This window comes from Vibrio vulnificus NBRC 15645 = ATCC 27562 (assembly GCF_002224265.1).
Classification (GTDB): domain Bacteria; phylum Pseudomonadota; class Gammaproteobacteria; order Enterobacterales; family Vibrionaceae; genus Vibrio; species Vibrio vulnificus.
The window spans coordinates 1,846,643-1,867,855 of record NZ_CP012881.1 but is presented as its reverse complement, the minus strand read 5'-3'; the positions used below and the strand labels follow the sequence as shown (position 1 = coordinate 1,867,855).

At 46.8% G+C, this 21,213-nt stretch carries 21 protein-coding genes; 3 read left to right on the top strand and 18 right to left on the bottom strand.

Annotated features, from left to right (window positions below; all coding sequences use genetic code 11):
- Positions 1-72: 72 nt before the first annotated feature.
- Positions 73-1,725, bottom strand: a complete 1,653-nt coding sequence (pgi, locus tag AOT11_RS08720) for a glucose-6-phosphate isomerase (protein WP_017419671.1) — start codon at positions 1,723-1,725, stop codon at positions 73-75.
- A gap of 320 nt (positions 1,726-2,045) precedes the next feature.
- Between pgi and AOT11_RS08715 the strand changes: the two genes are divergently transcribed.
- On the top strand, positions 2,046-2,465 hold the full coding sequence (locus AOT11_RS08715) for a secondary thiamine-phosphate synthase enzyme YjbQ (protein ID WP_017419670.1): 420 nt from the start codon (positions 2,046-2,048) through the stop codon (positions 2,463-2,465).
- A gap of 53 nt (positions 2,466-2,518) precedes the next feature.
- Here the strand turns inward: AOT11_RS08715 and AOT11_RS08710 are convergent, their stop codons facing one another.
- From AOT11_RS08710 to AOT11_RS08700, 3 genes are read right to left on the bottom strand one after another with little or no spacing between them, the layout of a single operon-like run.
- A complete protein-coding gene (locus tag AOT11_RS08710; protein WP_017419669.1) occupies positions 2,519-3,730 on the bottom strand; it encodes a BamA/TamA family outer membrane protein in 1,212 nt (403 codons plus the stop codon).
- A 7-nt stretch (positions 3,731-3,737) separates the two neighbouring features.
- Positions 3,738-4,856: an alanine racemase gene (alr, locus tag AOT11_RS08705; RefSeq protein ID WP_017419668.1), complete on the bottom strand. Its 1,119-nt coding sequence runs from the start codon at positions 4,854-4,856 to the stop codon at positions 3,738-3,740.
- Complete coding sequence (locus tag AOT11_RS08700; protein ID WP_026050197.1) at positions 4,828-6,222, bottom strand: replicative DNA helicase; 1,395 nt, start codon at positions 6,220-6,222, stop codon at positions 4,828-4,830. The genes alr and AOT11_RS08700 overlap by 29 nt, the downstream gene beginning before the upstream one ends.
- 173 nt (positions 6,223-6,395) lie before the next feature.
- Here AOT11_RS08700 and AOT11_RS08695 point away from each other — a divergent pair, with 173 nt between their 5' ends.
- On the top strand, positions 6,396-7,157 hold the full coding sequence (locus AOT11_RS08695; protein WP_026050198.1) for a DUF481 domain-containing protein: 762 nt from the start codon (positions 6,396-6,398) through the stop codon (positions 7,155-7,157).
- A gap of 84 nt (positions 7,158-7,241) precedes the next feature.
- Here AOT11_RS08695 and rplI read toward each other — a convergent pair whose 3' ends face one another.
- From rplI to pilM, 14 genes are all read right to left on the bottom strand, one after another.
- Entirely contained in the window at positions 7,242-7,691 is a 450-nt protein-coding gene (gene rplI / locus AOT11_RS08690) for a 50S ribosomal protein L9 (RefSeq protein ID WP_017419665.1), read from the bottom strand.
- A 33-nt stretch (positions 7,692-7,724) separates the two neighbouring features.
- Positions 7,725-7,952, bottom strand: a complete 228-nt coding sequence (gene rpsR, locus AOT11_RS08685; protein ID WP_000090472.1) for a 30S ribosomal protein S18 — start codon at positions 7,950-7,952, stop codon at positions 7,725-7,727.
- 16 nt (positions 7,953-7,968) lie between these two features.
- Positions 7,969-8,271, bottom strand: a complete 303-nt coding sequence (gene priB / locus AOT11_RS08680; protein ID WP_017419664.1) for a primosomal replication protein N — start codon at positions 8,269-8,271, stop codon at positions 7,969-7,971.
- Positions 8,272-8,279: 8 nt separating this feature from the next.
- Positions 8,280-8,651, bottom strand: a complete 372-nt coding sequence (gene rpsF / locus AOT11_RS08675) for a 30S ribosomal protein S6 (RefSeq protein ID WP_011079362.1) — start codon at positions 8,649-8,651, stop codon at positions 8,280-8,282.
- 291 nt (positions 8,652-8,942) lie between these two features.
- The gene (gene rpe / locus AOT11_RS08670) at positions 8,943-9,611 is read right to left on the bottom strand and encodes a ribulose-phosphate 3-epimerase (protein ID WP_017419663.1); all 669 of its coding nucleotides are present in this window, start codon (positions 9,609-9,611) and stop codon (positions 8,943-8,945) included.
- 121 nt (positions 9,612-9,732) lie between these two features.
- Positions 9,733-10,560 (bottom strand): Dam family site-specific DNA-(adenine-N6)-methyltransferase, encoded by an 828-nt coding sequence (locus AOT11_RS08665; protein ID WP_017419662.1) that lies wholly within the window; start codon positions 10,558-10,560, stop codon positions 9,733-9,735.
- Positions 10,561-10,639: 79 nt separating this feature from the next.
- Positions 10,640-12,136 (bottom strand): AAA family ATPase, encoded by a 1,497-nt coding sequence (locus AOT11_RS08660; protein ID WP_017419661.1) that lies wholly within the window; start codon positions 12,134-12,136, stop codon positions 10,640-10,642.
- A 50-nt stretch (positions 12,137-12,186) separates the two neighbouring features.
- Entirely contained in the window at positions 12,187-13,278 is a 1,092-nt protein-coding gene (gene aroB / locus AOT11_RS08655) for a 3-dehydroquinate synthase (RefSeq protein ID WP_011079358.1), read from the bottom strand.
- A gap of 32 nt (positions 13,279-13,310) precedes the next feature.
- Entirely contained in the window at positions 13,311-13,829 is a 519-nt protein-coding gene (gene aroK / locus AOT11_RS08650) for a shikimate kinase AroK (protein WP_011079357.1), read from the bottom strand.
- A 239-nt stretch (positions 13,830-14,068) separates the two neighbouring features.
- The gene (locus AOT11_RS08645) at positions 14,069-15,853 is read right to left on the bottom strand and encodes a type IV pilus secretin PilQ (protein ID WP_017419660.1); all 1,785 of its coding nucleotides are present in this window, start codon (positions 15,851-15,853) and stop codon (positions 14,069-14,071) included.
- 13 nt (positions 15,854-15,866) lie between these two features.
- Positions 15,867-16,379: a pilus assembly protein PilP gene (locus AOT11_RS08640; RefSeq protein WP_017419659.1), complete on the bottom strand. Its 513-nt coding sequence runs from the start codon at positions 16,377-16,379 to the stop codon at positions 15,867-15,869.
- On the bottom strand, positions 16,369-16,959 hold the full coding sequence (locus tag AOT11_RS08635) for a type IV pilus inner membrane component PilO (RefSeq protein WP_011079354.1): 591 nt from the start codon (positions 16,957-16,959) through the stop codon (positions 16,369-16,371). The genes AOT11_RS08640 and AOT11_RS08635 overlap by 11 nt, the downstream gene beginning before the upstream one ends.
- The gene (locus AOT11_RS08630) at positions 16,952-17,542 is read right to left on the bottom strand and encodes a PilN domain-containing protein (RefSeq protein ID WP_017419657.1); all 591 of its coding nucleotides are present in this window, start codon (positions 17,540-17,542) and stop codon (positions 16,952-16,954) included. The genes AOT11_RS08635 and AOT11_RS08630 overlap by 8 nt, the downstream gene beginning before the upstream one ends.
- Complete coding sequence (gene pilM / locus AOT11_RS08625; RefSeq protein WP_017419656.1) at positions 17,532-18,539, bottom strand: type IV pilus assembly protein PilM; 1,008 nt, start codon at positions 18,537-18,539, stop codon at positions 17,532-17,534. Before pilM ends, AOT11_RS08630 begins: the two co-directional genes overlap by 11 nt.
- Before the next feature lie 139 nt (positions 18,540-18,678).
- Between pilM and AOT11_RS08620 the strand changes: the two genes are divergently transcribed.
- A complete protein-coding gene (locus AOT11_RS08620) occupies positions 18,679-21,192 on the top strand; it encodes a penicillin-binding protein 1A (protein ID WP_017419655.1) in 2,514 nt (837 codons plus the stop codon).
- The last annotated feature ends 21 nt before the right edge of the window (positions 21,193-21,213 follow it).

The following is a 21,213-nucleotide window of genomic DNA, read 5'->3' as shown; positions in this document are numbered from 1 at the left end:
ACCTTTTTTGTTTCGCTATTACGAACATAAAAAAGGTCAGCAAACGCTGACCTTTGTTTTTCTATTCGCACATTACGCTTTGAACGCTTTAAATGCGTTGATAAGACCATTGGTTGAACTGTCGTGTGAGCTGATTTCAGAACCATCAGCAAGTTCAGGCAGGATTTGGTTTGCCAGTTGCTTACCTAGCTCCACACCCCATTGGTCAAAGCTGAAGATGTTCCAAATCACGCCTTGAACAAAGATTTTGTGCTCGTACATGGCGATCAGGTTACCCAGTGTGCGAGGCGTGATTTGCTTAACCAAGATAGAGTTGGTTGGACGGTTACCTTCAAATACCTTGAATGGGGCAATCGCCGCCACTTCTTCTGCATTTTTACCGGCTTTAACCAATTCCGCTTTGACGGTTTCTTCATCTTTACCAAATGCCAATGCTTCTGTTTGTGCAAAGAAGTTCGACATCAGTTTCTGGTGGTGGTCACCAGCTGGGTTGTGGCTCACAGCCGGTGCAATGAAGTCACAAGGAATCAACTTGGTGCCTTGGTGAATCAGTTGGTAAAACGCGTGCTGACCGTTAGTACCAGGCTCACCCCAGATGATTGGACCGGTTTGGTAAGTCACTGGGTTGCCATTGCGGTCAACGTATTTACCGTTCGACTCCATGTTACCTTGCTGGAAGTACGCCGCGAAGCGGTGCATGTACTGGTCGTAAGGTAGAATGGCTTCTGACTCAGCGCCATGGAAGTTGTTGTACCAAATACCAATCAGAGCAAGAATCACAGGAATGTTGCTTTCTAGCTCTGTAGAGACGAAATGGTTGTCCATCTCGTGAGCACCCTCTAGAAGCTCAACAAAGTTGTCGTAACCGACAGCAAGTGCAATTGAAAGACCGATGGCTGACCATAGAGAGTAACGACCACCAACCCAATCCCAGAACTCAAACATGTTGTCAGTATCAATACCGAACTCAGATACCGCTGGAGCATTAGTAGAAAGTGCCGCAAAGTGCTTAGCAACGTGTGCTTGATCGCCAGCCGTAGCTAGGAACCAATCACGTGCAGTGTGAGCGTTTGTCATGGTTTCTTGCGTCGTGAACGTCTTAGACGCAATCAAGAAGAGTGTTGTCTCAGGATCGACTTTCTTCAGTGTTTCAACGATGTGAGTACCATCAACGTTAGATACGAAGTGTAAGTTTAGGTGGTTTTTGTATGGTGCAAGCGCTTCCGTCACCATGTAAGGACCTAGGTCTGAACCGCCAATGCCGATGTTGACGATATCTGTGATCGCTTTACCTGTATAACCTTTCCATTCACCGCCAATAACACGCTCAGTGAATGATTTAATTTTCTCTAACACTGCGTTTACCGCTGGCATAACGTCTTCACCATCAACCAGGACTGGCTGGTTTGAGCGATTACGTAGCGCCGTATGCAGCACCGCGCGACCTTCCGTTTGGTTGATCGCTTCACCACTGAACATTGCTTTAATAGCAGCACTTAGTTCCGTTTCTTTCGCTAGTGCGAATAGGTGTTTTAACGTTTCGTCGTTGATAAGGTTCTTTGAGTAATCGACAAGAATATCACTGCCAAAACGTGCTGAGAACTTATCAAAACGCGCTGCGTCTTGAGCGAAAAGATCTTTCAGATCCATATCTTGTGCAGATTCAAAATGCGCTGTCAGCGCGTTCCAAGCTTGTGTTTGCGTTGGATTAATAGTTTTCAACATGGTATTTATCCCGATGTTACAGTAGGTTCCATTCCATACAGTCTAGCGAAAACTGGTGGAATCCCCGATTTAGCAAAAAATAATTGTGATTGTCGACTGCACTCTCGCGCAAGACAACCTTAAGTTTGTAATTTTTTTTCAGAGTGCAATTATGACGCACTCGTGCTGCGCGCTCTTTGAGTTAAGTCACGTAAACCGTTTCTGTTTTGAGCAAGCCACTTAGCATGATGGCTCACTATAGTGTGTTGTCTCTCTAATACGCTGCAACCAAAGATAGCGTTGAATTATCCATTTGCCAAATAGATTATAAGGAATGAGATATGTGGTATCAGAAGTGTTTAACCCTACCCGCCCGAAAGCGTGGATTTCATCTGATCACTGATGAAATTGAACAACAATTACCAGAATTATCAAAATTGTCCGTTGGTTTGTTACATCTTTTTATCCAACATACCTCAGCCAGTTTAACCATCAATGAGAACGCAGACCCCACCGTTCGACATGATATGGAGCAACACTTTAATCGCTTTGTTCCTGAAAGGGCCACTTACTATCAGCATGATTATGAAGGCGATGATGATATGCCCGCCCACATAAAAGCCTCGACATTAGGATGCCATCTCACTATTCCTATCTCTCAGGGGCGTTTAGCGTTAGGCACTTGGCAGGGGATCTACTTAGGCGAACATCGAGATCATGGTGGACAACGGCGTATAATGGCCACGCTCTATGGGGAATAAAAAACAAGCCGAGCAACTAGCTCGGCTTGAGTCATCATAAGAGGTGACAAACGTTAAAATGGCTGGTTGACCATTACACGAAAAAGGCTCTCTTCACTTCCCCATGCCATTTCGGCTCGCACCACAATGCCTTCCACTTGAAAACGCACCGCGCCACCGGCGCTCCACTGCATATCGCTGTGCAACTCGGAGAAACTACTTTCGTCGCTCACTCGTCCCATATCGACAAAAGCGACCCATTGCCACCAAGGGATATCGTAGATATTCAGCACTGGAATATCATCCAAAGGTTGCCATTTGGGTAAAACGCGGTACTCCGCGCTGTAGTTGATGGCCGATTTGCCATGGAAGCGCCCTGAGGAGAAACTTCTCAATCGGTATAAACCGCCTAGACTCACCTGATCAAACTCTGGCGGTCTTTGGCATGTTTGAGTATTACAATTATTCCAAGTAGGCGTATCGGCAATATAAAAGTTAAACGCAAACACTTGTTGGTCGAGAAGATCATCGACACCACCTAGATTCCAAAAGCCACTACTGGAATACTCATATTTCAACCAATCGTTGTCATTACCCCAGTTTTCATCTGCGTAGGTGATATCCAGTCGAGTGCGGAAACCTTGAGTCGGGTTGCGAACATCATTTCGGTTATCCCAATCCAACTTCAAACTGAGCCCGGTAGAATCGCTATCTTGGCCAGCAATAGCATTAATTTCTCGAGAGGTATGAAACGGCTGAAACTCAATGGTGGTGATACCACTGCGATCTGGCGAGAAGCCTTTAATTTGCCGAGTGGGTTCTAATGCAGCACGCGCTCCACGAAACGCCGCATGCCCCCAAGGCACAATATAACGGAAGGAGAAACGCGTGATTGCTTCTTTACCTGTCGCTATCGTTCGATCGGCCGCTGTTGAATCATTACTGGCGTTGGCACCAAGGTAATAGTCGTAATCAACAAACTTCCCCTGATAGCTCTCCGCACCCAGCAACCAGAAATCACCCACTTGGTAATTTGATGCAGAAAGATAAGTGACATAGCTTCCTTTGTCAGAATAAAGCGCAGTCCCCAACACAGAAGCATTGGCTTGCCCTACGTGCTTTGCAAGTCCTGCAACACCCAGAGTATTACCCATGCTATCACTGACAAAATAGTAAGGAACTACGGCCGTGTCTGGAGACCAACTTGGCCAGCCATCAGCCCAAGTTGGCAGAGCACACAAGCCAGTTGCCGCAAGCACCAAGCGAAAAACAGGTTTTGATTTCATTAGTGATTTATTCGCTATAAGACATTTCAACGCGTGAAGTAAGTTTAGTCACTAACTCATAAGCGATGGTGCCGATATGCTGCGCCACCTCTTCCGCTGGCAAATCAGCACCCCAAAGAATTGCTTCATCACCGACATGATCGGTTGCGTCGGGTCCGAGATCCACCGTGAGCATATCCATAGAGACTCGACCAGCAATCGGCACCTTGCGGCCATTGACTAACACGGGAGTTCCATTGGGTGCGGTACGTGGGTAGCCATCACCATAACCAATAGCAATCACCCCCACTTTGGTATCGCGTTCGCTGATCCAGGTTGCGCCATATCCCACTGACTCGCCCGCTTTTACATCTCGAACTGCAATTAAATGAGACTTTAACGTCATCACTGGTTTGTAGCCCAGCTCGGAGGCGGTCTTATCACCAAACGGAGAAACACCATACATAATGATGCCCGGGCGTACCCACTCCAATTGACTTTCTTGCCAAGCGAGTAATCCGGCGGAAGCGGCGAGTGAGCGCTCACCTTTGCAACCTCGAGTTAGCGACAAAAACAGCTCGATTTGTTTCGGCGTCATCTCGTTGTTCATCTCGTCAGCACAACCAAAGTGGCTCATATAGCGTAAAGGTTTGGCTACATTCGGGCACTGATGCAAACGCTCAACAAACGCTTGGTATTGCTCAGGGCGCACCCCTAGGCGATGCATGCCACTATCGATCTTGAGCCACACCATCACTGGAGTTTCAAGCTCTGCCTCTTCCAAAGCACGCAACTGCTCTTCGCAGTGCACCACCGTTTGAATGTTGTTGGTCACCAAGACAGGCAAATCACCCGAAGAGTAAAACCCTTCTAAAAGCAGGATTGGTTTAACGACACCACACGCTCGCAGTTGTAGCGCTTCTTCAATTCGCGCAACCCCAAAGGCATCCGCACCAACCGCATGCTTAGCTACGTGACGCAAACCATGACCATAGCCATTTGCCTTAACCACCGCCATCAACTTACTGCGCGGGGCTTGCTGTTTGATCAACTGCAAATTGTGTTGTAAAGCCGCAAGGTCAATACAAGCCGTGGCGGCTTTCATGTAATTCATCGTGTTACTCATCATCAAACGCCGGGCCGGCATAATTGTCAAAGCGAGACCACTGTCCTTGGAATGTCAAACGCACCGAACCGATAGGACCGTTACGCTGCTTACCAATAATGATCTCCGCGGTTCCTTTCAGCGCGCTGTCAGGGTTATACACTTCGTCTCGATAGATGAACATGATTAAGTCGGCGTCCTGCTCGATAGAGCCTGATTCACGTAGATCCGAGTTCACTGGACGTTTGTCTGCCCGTTGCTCTAGCGAGCGGTTTAACTGCGACAGGGCAACCACGGGGACATTCAGCTCCTTCGCCAATGCTTTTAGTGAGCGAGAAATCTCCGCAATTTCCAAAGTACGGTTATCAGAGAGAGCCGGCACGCGCATCAACTGAAGGTAGTCGACCATGATCATCGATAAACCACCATGCTCACGCGCCACACGACGCGCACGTGAACGCACTTCCGTTGGCGTTAGACCAGAGCTGTCATCGATGTACATGTTCTTCTTCTCCATCAAAATACCCATGGTCGAAGAAATACGCGCCCAATCCTCATCGTCCAGCTGACCGGTACGAATCTTGGTCTGATCAACACGAGACAAAGAGGCCAGCATACGCATCATGATTTGTTCCGCGGGCATCTCCAGTGAGAAAATGAGCACAGGCTTGTCTTGAACCATCGCCGCGTTTTCACACAAGTTCATTGCAAAGGTGGTTTTACCCATCGATGGACGTGCGGCGACAATGATAAGGTCAGAGCCTTGCAAACCTGCGGTTTTCTTATTCAGATCCGTAAAGCCAGTATCCACCCCGGTGACACCATCTTGTGGGCTCTTGTACAGTAGCTCGATACGTTCTAAGGTTTTCTCTAGAATGGAATCGACATTTTGTGGGCCTTCGTTTTCGCTGGTGCGTTCTTCCGCGATGGCGAACACTTTACTCTCAGCGAGATCGAGCAGATCTTCCGAACTGCGGCCTTGAGGATCATAACCCGCATCCGCAATTTCATTGGCAACGCTGATCAGATTACGTACTAAAGCTCGCTCCGCAACGATATCAGCATAAGCATTAATGTTGGCAGCACTTGGCGTGTTTTTCGCCAAATCGGCAAGGTACGCAAAACCACCGACATCTTCCAACTGCTCACGGCGCTCTAAATGTTCGGACAGGGTAATCAGATCGAGCGGCTTGTTCTCTTCCAAAATGCTTTTGATGGCATCGAAAATCAAACGGTGGGGACGACTATAAAAATCCTTGCTGACCACACGCTCAGCAACCGTATCCCAACGTTCATTATCCAATAACAAACCACCAAGCACCGATTGCTCAGCTTCTAAGGAATGAGGAGGAACTTTTATTGCATCTACTTGGCTATCCGGAATTTTGCGTTTTCGATTATCCGCCATGACTACACTCTGTAACTTATGTTTAGCGTCATTATACTCAAAATGGTTTAAGATGTGCGCCTCCGCATGCAGAGTTTGTTGTCCATCTGACAAGTTTTAACTTTAGGCTGACGCACCTATTCTCGTATGTTCGTACTATCCTGAGCCATAAGCTCACATTATAAGAGGTGTTCGTGTCCAATCGCTGGTTTCTGTCGTTAGGTTTATACGCCGTTAGCCTAACTGCTTATGCTGAAGATAATTTGGATAAGGACATCGCCCTGCCCTCTCCGTGGAAAAGTGAAGTGGAGTTTGGCTATCAAGCTCACTCAGGCAACTCGGATTCTAAAGCGCTCAACGCACGCCTCAGTGGGGAATACACGGAAGGTCGCCACCGCTCAAATGGAGAGTGGAAATTCTACAATTTATACAAAGATGGGGAAGAAGATAAGCGCACGTCAACTTACAGCCTGCAATCAGACTACAAGTTATCCCCTAAGACCTATCTTTACGGCAGCTTTAAAGGCATTGATTCACGCTACAGTGCGTACTTCAAAGACCACACAATCTCAGCGGGTTTGGGTTATCAATTTGCCAGCACGGACACCTTTGTGCTTGAGTTCGAATTCGGTCCTGGCTTTCGTTATCAAGAACCTAACTTGGATGAAATTGATGACGATGACATTATTTTTCCTGAAATCGTCGAAGAAGGGATTTTCCGTGGCAATTTAAAAACCAGCTGGCAAGCGTTAGAGAATCTGAGTCTCTCGGCTGATATTACCGTCGTCAGTGGTCACAGCAATACGCGAACCGACAGTGATTTAAGTTTAACCAATAACATAACCGAAGACATTGCCCTTAAGATCGCCCACTCTCGTCAATACCACGACCGAGTGCCCGATGGTCTAAGCAAAGCTGACAGCGTGTTCTCCGTCAATCTGCTGTTTGCTTTCTAATCTCAAGCCTCTGATACCGTAAACTCGAGCAATAAAAAAAGCACCTCAAAGAGGTGCTTTAAAATTTCGTCTTGAAACTGAAAATTACTCAGCCACAACTTGTAGTTTAGCAGTCGCGAAAACTTCAGAGTGAAGTTGAACGCTGATCTCGAACTCACCAGTTGTACGTAGAGCACCTTCAGGAAGGCGAACTTCGCTCTTAGCAACTTCAACGCCAGCTGCAGTGATTGCATCAGCGATGTCACGAGTACCGATAGAACCGAATAGTTTACCTTCGTCACCAGCTTTAGAAGAGATAACAACTGCTTCTAGAGCATTTACTTTCTCAGCGCGAGCTTGTGCAGAAGCTAGTTGCTCAGCAACTTTCGCTTCAAGTTCAGCACGACGAGCTTCGAACATCTCAACGTTGCCTTTAGTAGCCATAACTGCTTTACCTTGAGGGATAAGGAAGTTACGAGCGTAACCAGACTTAACGTTTACTGTGTCGCCAAGGCTACCTAGGTTACCGATTTTATCAAGTAGAATAACTTGCATTGTTTAATCCTCTTTCTTAATAAACGGTACCGATTACTGATGCTTGTCAGTGTACGGTAGTAGAGCTAGGTAACGAGAACGCTTGATCGCGCGAGCTAGTTGACGCTGATACTTAGCGCTAGTACCAGTGATACGGCTAGGTACGATTTTACCAGCTTCAGTGATGTAGTTTTTAAGAGTTGCTACGTCTTTGTAATCAATCTCTTGTACGCCTTCTGCAGTGAAACGGCAGAATTTACGACGACGGAAGAAACGAGCCATGGGCTATCTCCTGATCTTAAATATGAATTATGTCATCGGCATGTAACACCAATTTACCTACGCCATTTCGGCCGGTCTGATAAGCAACAAAGCCACTTACCTTAATGTTACTGCCCAAAACTATTTGTTGAGTTATCTCTTGTGACCCTTTACCGCTGACAACTACTGGCATTCGACAGAAAACTTGTCTTGGTAAATCCGCCTCTACCGCTACCGAGCGATGCTCGAGCCAAAATCGACAATGTGTGATTCCAGCAGGGCTTTGGCTTCGAATCGGATCTTTCACGACGGTGCCGCTCAGCTCCATTCGATTGGTCATAAAATCAATTACTCAGCAGCGAATTCTTTCGCTTCAGCTTCACGACGAGGAGCGCGTTCTTCTTTCTGCTTAAGCATGATTGAAGGCTCAGTGATAGCTGCTTTAGTACGCATGATCATGTTGCGTAGAACTGCATCGTTGTAACGGAAAGCAGTTTCTAGCTCATCGATTACAGCTTGGTCCGCTTCAACGTTCATTAGAACGTAGTGAGCTTTGTGAAGCTTGTTGATTGGGTAAGCCAGTTGACGACGACCCCAGTCTTCTAGACGGTGGATTTTACCGCCAGCTTCAGTGATAGAACCTGTGTAACGCTCGATCATGCCAGCAACTTGCTCGCTTTGATCAGGGTGCACCATGAATACGATTTCGTAATGACGCATTGTTTGCTCCTTACGGATTATTAGCTTCCACATTTGGCTCAGTCATCCAGAGGAAGCAAGGAACTAAGGGTTATTGACCGAGTTTAAGGACGGCAAATAGTACAGAAAGGGCTCAGTTTAAGCAAGGAGTATTTTTAAACAACCGAAAGCAAGGAAGATAGGGAGCTAGGGAGCTAGAAAACGAGAAAACGAGAAAACGAGAAAACGAGAAAACGAGAAAACGAGAAAACGAGAAAACGAGAAAACGAGAATGCGAGGAAGCGATTCATCTAGCAACCTCGCTTCTGGAATTTACGCTTTAGCCAGTTCTACACGCATTTCGTCAATCACAGCTTTATAATCTGGTTGGCCAAAAATGGCTGAACCTGCAACAAACATATCCGCGCCCGCTTCGGCGATTTCACGAATGTTCTCCACTTTCACACCGCCATCGATCTCCAAGCGGATATCACGCCCTGTCGCATCAATCATCTTACGCACTGCTCGTAGCTTATCCAAAGTGTGAGGAATGAATGACTGCCCACCAAAGCCTGGGTTCACCGACATCAATAAAATGAGATCCACTTTATCCATGATGAATTCTAGATGCGCCAACGGTGTCGCAGGGTTAAGTACAACGCCCGCTTTACAGCCGTGCTCTTTGATCAATTGCAAAGTTCGATCGACATGCTCAGACGCTTCGATATGGAAGGTAATCATCGATGCACCCGCTTTGGCAAAATCGGGAATGATGCGATCGACCGGCTTGACCATCAAATGCACATCAATCGGCGCGGTAATGCCATAATCACGTAGCGCTTTACACACTGGCGCGCCGAAAGTGAGGTTCGGAACATAGTGGTTATCCATCACATCGAAATGGACAACATCCGCCCCAGCCGCTAAGACTTTTTCAACATCTTCACCTAGACGAGCAAAATCTGCAGACAAAATGGATGGAGCAATAAGAAAATCTTTCATACCTGACCTCAGTAATCACGAGCAAAACAGCAAACCAATGTGCGCGCAATTTTACCGAAGCCAGTGTGGAGATCCACCATTTCGGTGAAATAGTGTGAATGTGACAAATGAATCGATAGGGTTAACTGGCGTCTGGCTTATGGAAAAGCGCCATCAGTTCATCTACTTTGTTACGCCCCCCGCCATTGCGGCTGATAGTACGCTTGACCTTAACGACATTCAGCTCTGCGCCATGATACAAACGGCGCGTCAGTTTGGTGTCGTGGTTTGAAATAAGTACTGGGATGCCTCTTTCACTCGCGGTTTTTTCCGCAATATCCGCCAATGCGGCTTGATCGTCTAAGGTAAAACCATTACCTGCGTATGACGTAAAGTTGGCTGTATTTGAAAGTGGCGCATACGGTGGATCGCAATACACCACACACCCTTTGCGCGCACGACGAAATGTCTCTTGATATCCTTCGCAGACAAACGTTGCTTTCTGCGCTTTCTCCGCAAAAAACTCTAATTCTGCTTCAGGGAAATACGGTTTTTTATACGAACCAAAAGGCACATTGAAGCCGCCTTTTTTGTTGTAACGGCATAGACCATTGAAACCAAAACGGTTCATGTAGAGAAACGCTAACGAGCGAAACATCACGTCATCGGTTTTGTTAAACTCACTACGGATGCTCAAGTACGCGTCTTTACGATTATTCTCTTGCGTAAACCAGCGCTTTGCTTCACGGATGTAGAGCTCTGGTTGCTCTTTGAGCAAATTGTACAAGTTGATCAAATCGGGATTGATATCGGCCAAAAGATAATGGTCATAATCCGTATTGAGAAATACGGAACCCGCTCCGACAAAAGGTTCTACGAGTTTACGAGCTGGCGGTAGGTGCTTTTGGATGTCCTCCACAAGGCCATATTTTCCGCCTGCCCATTTTAGAAAGGCTCGCTGCTTTTTCATCGAATGCTCTTTACTGCTCTATCTATCAACCCAATTTCAAGGGTGCGGAATGTAACATATTTTCCCACGAAACTCAGGTTTATTTCACTCGGTCTATCTCTCGGTGCACCTGACTGAGCGATTTTGCCCATGGACCAAGCGACTGGAGAGATTTCGGCAGTTCATTCACCGCATCTCGAGCCATCTGAATAGTAGGATAATCGTGGTAGGTCACGATGTACCACTCCGTGTCGTTTCTCAACGTCGGATAAATACGGACTTGATTTTGCAACTGGTGTTTATCTAAAAAGGCTTGAACATCTTGCAACGACGTCATCGCCGCCAATTGCAATGTGTAACCTCTGGGTGACAACGCTTTCAACTCTTCACGAGCAAAGGAAAAACGCACAACCGCAGGCGCTTGATCCTGTTCTAGCGTATGGTTGATTTTTTCTGGCGCATCCGTTTCGATTACAGGGGTCGTTTGCGTGTTCGCGGCCACCAAGGCATCCATCTTACTGGTATCAGCCTGCTGTGGCTTATTTTCCAACAATGCGTCCACCACATCTGACTCAATCACAACACGTTGCTGATCTTGATCGCTAATGCCAACGCTGGTCGTCATCTCTTTCACCGCAGGGGGGAGTGCATCGGTATCATCTTGTGCCCCTTGTAAAGACAATGCCTCGGCTTGCTGTCGAGCCAGCTCCGTTTTTTGCTCGGCTTCTATCACCTGGGTTTCGGCAGTGGGTTCTAAAGTGGGAATCACTGTTTGTTCCAGCGTGCGTGAAATCTCTTGCGCTTTTTCATCGGCAGTGGGTTGACTGAACATCCACCAATAACCGGCCGCTGCGAGCAGCAATAATATCAGTACGGTGAGCACGATATTTACCGGTGATGCCACAATCGAGCGGATAATGATCCTTTTTTCCACCTTGAGATCTCCTAAAGCCATAATTGCCCCTGGAATCGGGTCTACTTTCTTAAACGCGGCACGCACTTTTTTCTCATTGGCTTCGTCGATGTAACGAACCACTAGGTTTTCAAAAAAGCGCATCGCTTCCGTTTCACTCAGCCTTTCAATATCAAGGTCGACTGGTTTATGCTCCTGCCCGTAGCCTAAACGCGTCAACAGTGACTCTAATTGACCTGATTCGCTAAACATCAAGACGTTGACGGTCCATTGAGGGTTAGCCTGAGCTTCCAGCACCCACATCCATAGCTCTGAGACGAGCGCCTCACTTAATAGATGAGCATCATCAATAACTATGGCAAAGTCACAAGCTTGATCAGCAAAAAGGCGCTCCGCACTTTCAATCAAAGCATCGTGTGGATTAAACAACGGCTCACTGACAAGCTGGCTAAGGATAAGCGTACGATGCTGGCTTTCATCTTGACTAGGATGGCACAAAACTAAACATTGATTTTTTTCTTGAGCATACTGCTCTAGATAACGTTGCGCCAACCAAGACTTACCAAATCCTTTAGCACCATTAATAGTGATAAGGTTGGAGCCAAAATTAGTCAATAACTCAAGACGTTCTAAAAGCTCAGTTTGAGAATCCAGTTCAAGTACATTCGGCAAAGCACGGCTCATCAGCGATTCCTTGTGAAAATAGCCCCTGATGGAGCTATTTTAAGGTTTGATTAATTGATTGTGCGACAATCTTCTATGGCTTGACGAATGACCTCTTGAGGCACATCAGCCACGACCTCAGCGGTACCAATACTGCTTGGTAAGACTAATCTCAGTTTCCCTGATAGCACTTTCTTATCGCGCATCATATGAGTCATGAAATCGTCAAACGTCATACTTTCTGGTGTATGTACTGGCAGCTTCGCTCTGCTAAGTATAGAGAAAATCTTATCAAATTGCTGCTGATCGATCATACCTTGTAACTGTGCGGTGCGTGCCGCCATGACCGTACCCGCGGCAACGGCTTCACCGTGTAACCAGTTGCCGTAGCCGAGCTCAGCTTCGATCGCGTGTCCAAACGTATGGCCCAAGTTTAATAAAGCACGAATGCCTGACTCTTTTTCATCTTGCGCCACCACTTCGGCTTTAATTTCACAACAGCGCGCGATGGCGTAAGTTAATGCTTGTTCATCTAATGAATACAGCGCATCAAGATGCTCATCGAGCCAAGTGAAAAACTCAGCGTCATAAATGATGCCGTATTTAATCACTTCAGCAATACCAGCAGCAAACTCTCGTTCAGGAAGGGTTTTCAAACAGTTGGTATCAATAATCACCGATTTAGGCTGATAGAATGCACCAATCATGTTTTTGCCTAGTGGATGGTTAACTGCCGTTTTTCCACCAACAGAAGAGTCCACTTGGGATAACAGCGTGGTTGGAATTTGAATAAAATCCACGCCACGTTGATAACAAGCGGCAGAAAAACCGACTAAATCACCAATTACACCACCACCTAGTGCGATAACCACAACATCACGGGCAAAGCTTCCCTCGAGAAGAAAGCTCATCACTTGGTTAAAGGTATCTAAACTCTTGTATTGCTCTCCATCAGGCAGTTCAAGCAACGAGGCCTGACAACCTAAAGATTGCAACAAAGAAAGAATTTTATCCGCATAGAGAGGAGCTACCGTGACATTGGTAATCACGACCACTTTCTGTCCAGCAGTGAGAGAAGATAGGTGCGCCGAATCTTCAAACAACCCGGCGCCTATTGTGATTGGGTAGCTACGTTCAGCTAAATTGACCGTAATCCGTTCCATGGTTGCACTCCACAATAAAAGAAAGACTTAACTTAGCTTTCTTCTAGCATTTTTACGATCTGGTTGGCTACCACTTTTGCACTTTGATCGTCAGTGCGAACGGTGTAATCCGCGATCTCTTCGTAAAGAGGGTTACGCTCACCAGCCAGTGATTCTAGTACTTCACGTGGATTATCCGTTTGTAGTAACGGACGTTTTTTGTCACGGTTAGTACGAGCTAGCTGTTTCTCGATAGTCGTTTCTAGGTATACCACAATACCACGTGCAGAAAGACGATTGCGGTTTTCGCGGCTTTTCACCGAGCCACCGCCCGTTGCCAAGACGATACCCTGCTCTAGTGTCAGATCATTGATAACCGCTTCTTCACGTTTGCGGAAACCCTCTTCACCTTCAACATCAAATACCCAAGAGATGTCAGCGCCTGTGCGCTCTTCAATAACAGTATCAGAATCCAAAAACTCCATGTGGAGTTGTTGAGCTAGGTATCGACCAATTGTGCTTTTGCCAGCGCCCATTGGGCCAACAAGGAAAATATTACGTTTCTCAGCCATGTTTAGCAGTAATTTACAACGTTAATTCAATGACATCGCCACAAGAATAATTCGGATGAACCCCGATTCAATATGCGCTTGTGGCACCAATTCCTCACAGATACTCGTGATAAGACCCGAAATTATCAAGGTATGGTGCCGCTATTGCAACTTTATTTTTAATCTAATTGCTCTGTCACTCGCGATAAATCTCCACCAGCACTACTGCAAGATAACCTTAGGTGTGACAAATATCAGCACTACTGCAAGATAACCTTAGGTGTGACAAATATCAGCAATTCACGCTTGCCCACGTTTTCATAGCTACGGCGGAAAAGCGCACCCAATAAGGGTAAATCACCTAACAGAGGAACCTTGTCCGTGGTATTGGTTATGCTGTGTTGGAAAATACCGCCTAACACTACCGTTTCACCATTATTGACCAAGACTTGTGTACCGATGCGCTGAGTATCAATCGCAACCGCTTCCCCAGTACCTGTTTTGACAATTTCGCCAGGTCTATCTTGTGTAACGCTTAAATCCAACACGAGACGATTGTCAGGCGTGATCTGAGGGGTTACTTTCAGGCTAAGCACAGCTTTCTTAAAGGAAACCGTGGTCGCTCCACTGGAGGAAGACTCTAGATAAGGAATCTCTGTACCTTGCTCGATATAAGCAGGCTTCTTATTGGTTGTGATCAAACGAGGGCTAGAAATAATTTCCGCTTTTGATTCGCGTTGCAGTGCTGATAGCTCGAGATCCAACAACAAATCCGACCCCAATTTAGCCACTTGGAAAGCAATACTTGAGGCGTTTGCAGAAGTCGCAGCAAGATTGACATTGAGGAAATCATCAATGGAGTTCGACCCGCCTTCATCACCACTGCCACCGCTACCTGAGTCACCACTGCCACTCCCACTGCCTGCATTGTAGAGACCAATGGTTGCTAGGTTGTTTTCGATAGAACCGCCGACGGTTGTGCTGCCGTTGATGGAGGTGAACCCCCAACGGACACCAAGCTCATCAAGATTGCCTTCATTCACCGTGACAATGCGTGCTTCAATTTGTACCTGTTTGACTGGGATATCCAACGAATTGATAATTTCTCGAATCACTTCGATGTTTTCGGGTAACTCACGCAACAAAAGAGAGTTTGTCCGCTCATCAATCGCCACACTACCACGTTCTGACAGCATGCTGACCGACTCTTTGCCATTGATCATCTCAGCAATGTCTGACGCTTTGGCAAAGTTGACTTTAATGATTTCCGATTTGAGGGAGCCAAGCTCTTCCGCCAGACGTTCTTTCTCAAGCTGCTGCTTCTCTCGTAAATCCAGTTCATCTTGAGGAGCAATGAGCACAACATTGCCTTCAACACGTTTGTCTAGACCTTTCACTTGAAGAATGATGTCGAGCACTTGCTGCCAAGGTACCCCATCCAATCTCAGCGTCACATTACCAGTGACAGAATCAGACACCACGAGGTTGAAGCCATTGTAGTCTGCGATAAGCTGCAAAACGTTACGCACTGGAATATCTTGGAAGTTGATAGAAATCAGCTTGCCTTCTTTTTCCAACACACTTTGTTCACGGGCTTCTTGCTCCGATTTGATGCGAGAAATTGTCACCTCGAGATAGCGTCCAGAAAGACGATAGTCGTGACGAAATTCACCGCTGACATTCGCAACAAGACGGGTTTTGGACACTTCTCTGAATACTTCGATACTTTCAACCACGGTCGAAAAATCTTTGACATCGAGCAGATAGAGCTGCTCATCTTTAACCGAGGTATTGATCAACTCGATGCTCAATCCTTCTGCCACTGGTTTCAAATCCACCACGGTTGCAGGCGTTGCCAATTCAACGATGATAATCGCATCTTTGGCTGCATTGGTTCTGAAATCGATGCTCTTGAGCGCATTTTCTGCTTCAGATTGTGCGTTTGCAAAAGTGGTAAAGATGCAAACAGACAACAGGCAGACGAATTGGGAAAGCATTCCCGGAAACAATTGGATTTTGTTTTTCATCATCAACTCACAAATCACTAAAATTTCTTGCCTATCTCAATGCCAGTCTGACTTTACGTTGCTGCCAGCAACCTAAACCATCAGGAAGGGTTTCATTGATCAATATGTAAGACGGCGTTACTACGGTCACTTTGCCATTGTTCTGGCCGATAAATTGCCCTGGGTGTACTTTCTCCACTTTGCCTTGAGGGGTCTGTACGAGACCGGCAATGGTATTGCCACTCCCCATCACCCCTTTCAGACGTAATTGGCTAAGTGGATAGCGCTCCAACTTGCCATTTTTAGCCCGCGATGGTGGCTGCCAGCAGTCTTTCTTAACGACAGGTTGAGAAGCAATCACAGCTTCCTTAGGTAACTCAAAAGGACGGCGATTTTCTCGAGCTACGTAATCAATCGGGATGTACTCACGCTCTGGTTGTAACTTGGCCATTTCTTGACGCGCTTCCGATTCAACTTGGCGGATAAAACCTTCCATCGGTTCGGTATTCGCTCGACAACCCGATAGCAAGATCAGCACAGCGACGAGCGATAAACTACTTCTCATGGACAGCCTCCGACTTGAACTGATAGGTGTTCGCTTTTACTCGGAAGTGCAAGGTGCTGCTTTCCATACTCACTCGATGCCAAGTCACATCGGTAAAACTGATAATGCGAGGCAGGCGAGCAATCGCTTCAGAAAATTCACCGATATCGTGATAATCCCCGGTTAACTCAATATTCAAAGGCAGTTGGTAAAGGAAATCCTTGGTTTGCTTCTCCCCCCAATCAATACGTGTAAACGTGAGCTTACTTTGAATGCCGAGTTCATTGACCGAAGCTAGCATCGTCGCCAACTCTTTCTGCACGGGCAGTTGCTTAAGTAAGAATTCATAGCGCTGAGTCAGTTCATCAAGTTGCGATTGAAGTTGCGGCAATGCCGCCACTTTGGTCGCCTTAATTCGAGCCGAGATTTTCAGCGTTTGCTCTTCTGTGACCATCCTTTGCAACACTTCCGTTTCCGGCTTGAGATAGAACCAATAGCCAAAACCTTGAATGATCAACATCAGCAACACGACAACCGCCGCCTGCGGTAAAATCGGCCAATCTGTGATTTCATCAATATCGAGATCTTGCCAACTAGCCATGATTCCCCTCCTTGGCCAACGTATTGGCAGAATCGGCATGTTCATCAAACACAAAAGAGACGGTAAACGTCTGGAAGCTCTTACCAAAACGCTTCTTGTCATGAACAATCGAATGCATTTCCACTTCTTTCAGGAAGGAGGAACGTTCCAAATTATCCAACATGGTGGCGAGTCGAGCGGTACTATCGCTTATACCTGCCAACTCAACGTCGTTGGTGTTCATTTTGATCTTGTCGACATACACCCCCTCTGGGATCAGCTCCGTCATCAAGTTCATAAATGCGGTGGTTTTGTTGCGCTCCGCTTGAAGCGACTCGACAACCTTGAGTCGAGCGAGAATCTGGCTATGCTCTTCCTTGGCAATGTTCATCGCTTGAATACGCTGATCCAACTGTGCGATATAGTGGGTAAGATAATCGAGACGCTCTTGCTGCAAACGTTGTTGGTATGAAAAGTACTGGCCAATGCCCCACTGAACACCGACCGCGATCAAGGCACCTAATGCGACCAGACTGACAAAACGACGTTTATGCTCCTCACGCTTGTGTTCACGCCAAGGTAACAGGTTGATCTTATGCTGCATGGCTATCCTCCAGCCACTGAATGCCACCAATCGCTAATCCCGCGGCGACCGAAAAATGGTGCCAATCAACAATACGGCGCTTTCTTTTCGCCGTTTTTTGCTCAAATAGAGCCAGAGGATTAAGGACTTCACACTCCAAACTCAGCTTTCTCTGCAAAGTTTCACTCAACAACGGCGTAATCGCGCCTTCACCGCAGATCCAAAGGCCATTCACTTTGCTTTGGCTATCCATGGATTGGAACAACTGCAATTGCCGACGAACTCGCTCTGTCAGCTCTTTATTAAAGATGTCGGTTTTCTCATGAGCATCAGGAGAAGTCAGATCGTCGCCTATCGACGCATTGAGGTGAGACACCCCATAGGCAAACTCTTTAACCAAAGGTGGTTCGTTGCGACGCGACATCACCAAAGAGGTGGTGTCATAACCCACATCCAACAAGCAATAGCTGGCTTTGTCTGGATGGCGCTCTGCCGCTAACGTTAAGATGTTGCACAGGCTATGCGCATGTACATCTACCAGCACGGGTTTCAGTCCCACTTCTTCTGCGACACGCACTCGGCTTTCCACCACCTCTTTTTTGGTGGCGTAAACTTGATAGCTATGATTCGTTTTGCTGGTTTCTTCGACCAATTGGACATAATCAATCGATAATTCATCGACAGGAAATGGCGACTGATGTGCAAACGCCTGAAGGATAGCGAACTCTCGTTCTCGACCATCCAACTCCGCATCGATCGATAACATCTTACTAATCACTGAACTATCGGGTACCGCCAGTGACACCTGATAACGGAAAAGAGGCAACTCCTTCTTCAGTTCTTTCAGGCTATTGACAATTTCTTGATGATTCAGAGTGTGGTTATCTGAGAAAATACCGTCTTTAATGATTATTTCTTTGTACCCTAACAGGGCGTAGTGCTCTCCATAAGGTTTCAGAATGACAGCCTTGAGGCTACGATGACCAATATCAATTCCGGTAACGAACGGTTTACCCATCTCAAAACAGCTCCCATTTTCTTTAGCTCAGAGGTTGTTATTAACCGTCAAATAAGAGTTAATAGCAGCAGAGCTAACTTTTTAGCCTAGAGTACAAGGGTTTGCCGTCATACAGCCTCAACTAAACAGGGATTCTCCGGTGAAGTTCATAAAGCGTTTACTTATATTTGCATTAATTTGCATAATTCTTGGAGTCACAACAATTTTTGGCTTTTATCAGTACGTTAAGCCAGAACTGCCAGATGTGGCGACACTCAAAAATGTTGAGTTACAAACTCCGATGCAGGTGTTTAGCCAAGATGGGAAATTAATTGCGCAATTTGGTGAAAAGCGTCGCATTCCAGTGACCTACGACCAAATACCTCAATCGCTGATCCACGCACTGATCGCGACTGAAGATAGTCGTTTCTATGATCATTACGGTATCGACCCGATTGGAATCACCCGAGCGGCGTTGGTTGTCGCGATGTCAGGCTCCGCTAAGCAGGGTGCAAGTACCATTACTCAGCAATTGGCACGTAACTTCTTCCTCTCGAATGAGAAGAAGTTAATGCGTAAAGTGAAAGAAATTTTTATTGCCATCCACATTGAGCAACTGCTGAGCAAGCAGGAAATCATGGAGCTTTACGTTAATAAAATTTTCCTTGGTTATCGCTCATACGGTTTTGGGGCGGCAGCGCGCGTCTATTTTGGCAAAGATTTGCAAGATCTCTCCTTAAGCGAGATTGCGACTTTGGCGGGTATGCCAAAAGCACCATCGACACTGAACCCTATCTATTCGTTAGAACGCGCAACCAATCGTCGTAACGTCGTCTTAATGCGCATGTTGGATGAAAAATACATCACCCAAGAAGAGTATGACGCAGCACGAGCGGAAACATTAATCTCTCAATTCCATGGCGCGGAGATCGAGGTCAGTGCGCCTTATGTGGCTGAGCTCGCGCGAGCATGGATGGTACAGCAGTACGGCGAAGAGAAAGCTTATACGTCAGGAATGAATGTCTACATGACCATCGACTCCAAGCTCCAAGCTGCAGCCAACAAAGCCGCGATTGACAACTTGTTGGCCTACGATGAGCGTCACGGCTACCGTGGTGAAGAAAGTGTTCTGTGGAAAGCAGGTGAAGCCGCTTGGGATGAAGCGAAGATGGACGAGCATCTGAGTAACCAACCGACTTACGGCGAATTGATTCCAGCGATTGTGACCAACGTTGAAGGCAAAAACGCCACCATTTGGGTTAAACGCGAACAAAGCCAAACCATCGCATGGTCAGGCATGAACTGGGCACGCAAGTTCATCACCGATGAACGTCAAGGCAGCGCACCGAACTCAGCCCAAGACATCTTAGCGCCGGGCGAGCAAATTTGGGTCCGCAAAGTAGTGACTACCGATGACAAAGGCGAAAGCCAGGAAAGCTGGCACTTAAGTCAAGTTCCTAACGCCAATACCGCCTTTATCGCCATGAATCCTGATAATGGCGCGGTACTTTCCCTCGTGGGTGGCTTTAACTTTGTTCACAACAAGTTCAACCGTGCCACCATGTCGGTTCGCCAAGTAGGTTCGAGTATCAAACCCTTTATTTACTCGGCGGCGATTGATAAAGGCATGACTCTGGCCACGTTGATCAACGACGCACCAATCAACAAATGGGATGAGAGCCAAGGTACGGCATGGCGCCCTAAGAACTCACCTCCGACTTATATTGGCCCAACTCGTTTACGTATCGGCTTAGCAACGTCGAAAAACGTCATGGCAGTTCGTACTCTGCGAGAAGTGGGACTAGACGAAACTCGTGAATACCTCACTCGCTTTGGGTTTGAACTGGATCAGCTTCCACGTTCAGAAACCATAGCACTTGGTGCCGGTAGTTTAACGCCGATGAAAATGGCACAGGGATTCTCGGTTTTTGCCAATGGAGGCTACTATGTAGAGCCTTATTACATCAGCCATATTGAAGATCCTTATGGAAATGTCGTGTTTGAGTCTCAGCCGCAAACCATCTGTCAGCAAGATTGCACTGTGGCCACGGAAGCCGTTGTAGAGAATGAGAATGGTGAAAGCACCGAGATCACTCAGCCATTTGCCAAGCAAGTGATCAGCGAGCAGAATGCCTTTATCATGCGCGAAATGATGTACAGCAACATCTGGGGTGGCGGTAACTGGCGTGAAGGCACAGGTTGGAATGGCACAGGTTGGCGTGCACAAACGTTGGGCCGACGCGATATCGGCGGTAAAACCGGCACAACCAACGATTCCAAAGACGCTTGGTACAACGGTTATGGCCCTGGTGTGGTCGCGATTTCTTGGGTGGGCTTTGATGACCATAGCCGCACGCTTGGTAAAACCACCACTAACGCCAATTTAGATGGTAAACAAACCTCTGGGGCAGAGTCTGGAGCGAAAACGGCATTACCAGCATGGATTGACTTCATGAAACTGGCGTTAGAAGGCGTGCCCGAACATGAAAAAGTGTTACCCGCGAATATCGTTCGTGTACGCATCGATCGTGAAACAGGGTTATTAACCAACAAGACCGATGACAGCGCTATGTTTGAGTACTTCATTAAAGGGACAGAGCCAACTGAGTATGTTTCTAGCGTCGAAGAAGAAAGCATCTATTCTTCTTCCAGTGATGAAGAAGCACTGTTCTAAGTTAGCCAATCAAACACAAAA

Excerpts from the sequence above, each read along its gene's own strand:
- pgi (WP_017419671.1), bottom strand. The coding sequence starts at position 1,725 with ATGTTGAAAACTATTAATCCAACGCAAACACAAGCTTGGAACGCGCTG.
- AOT11_RS08715 (WP_017419670.1), top strand. The coding sequence starts at position 2,046 with ATGTGGTATCAGAAGTGTTTAACCCTACCCGCCCGAAAGCGTGGATTT.
- AOT11_RS08710 (WP_017419669.1), bottom strand. The coding sequence starts at position 3,730 with ATGAAATCAAAACCTGTTTTTCGCTTGGTGCTTGCGGCAACTGGCTTG.
- alr (WP_017419668.1), bottom strand. The coding sequence starts at position 4,856 with ATGCCGGCCCGGCGTTTGATGATGAGTAACACGATGAATTACATGAAA.
- AOT11_RS08700 (WP_026050197.1), bottom strand. The coding sequence starts at position 6,222 with ATGGCGGATAATCGAAAACGCAAAATTCCGGATAGCCAAGTAGATGCA.
- rplI (WP_017419665.1), bottom strand. The coding sequence starts at position 7,691 with ATGCAAGTTATTCTACTTGATAAAATCGGTAACCTAGGTAGCCTTGGC.
- rpsR (WP_000090472.1), bottom strand. The coding sequence starts at position 7,952 with ATGGCTCGTTTCTTCCGTCGTCGTAAATTCTGCCGTTTCACTGCAGAA.
- priB (WP_017419664.1), bottom strand. The coding sequence starts at position 8,271 with ATGACCAATCGAATGGAGCTGAGCGGCACCGTCGTGAAAGATCCGATT.
- rpsF (WP_011079362.1), bottom strand. The coding sequence starts at position 8,651 with ATGCGTCATTACGAAATCGTATTCATGGTGCACCCTGATCAAAGCGAG.
- rpe (WP_017419663.1), bottom strand. The coding sequence starts at position 9,611 with ATGAAAGATTTTCTTATTGCTCCATCCATTTTGTCTGCAGATTTTGCT.
- AOT11_RS08665 (WP_017419662.1), bottom strand. The coding sequence starts at position 10,560 with ATGAAAAAGCAGCGAGCCTTTCTAAAATGGGCAGGCGGAAAATATGGC.
- AOT11_RS08660 (WP_017419661.1), bottom strand. The coding sequence starts at position 12,136 with ATGAGCCGTGCTTTGCCGAATGTACTTGAACTGGATTCTCAAACTGAG.
- aroB (WP_011079358.1), bottom strand. The coding sequence starts at position 13,278 with ATGGAACGGATTACGGTCAATTTAGCTGAACGTAGCTACCCAATCACA.
- aroK (WP_011079357.1), bottom strand. The coding sequence starts at position 13,829 with ATGGCTGAGAAACGTAATATTTTCCTTGTTGGCCCAATGGGCGCTGGC.
- AOT11_RS08640 (WP_017419659.1), bottom strand. The coding sequence starts at position 16,379 with ATGAGAAGTAGTTTATCGCTCGTCGCTGTGCTGATCTTGCTATCGGGT.
- AOT11_RS08635 (WP_011079354.1), bottom strand. The coding sequence starts at position 16,959 with ATGGCTAGTTGGCAAGATCTCGATATTGATGAAATCACAGATTGGCCG.
- AOT11_RS08630 (WP_017419657.1), bottom strand. The coding sequence starts at position 17,542 with ATGCAGCATAAGATCAACCTGTTACCTTGGCGTGAACACAAGCGTGAG.
- pilM (WP_017419656.1), bottom strand. The coding sequence starts at position 18,539 with ATGGGTAAACCGTTCGTTACCGGAATTGATATTGGTCATCGTAGCCTC.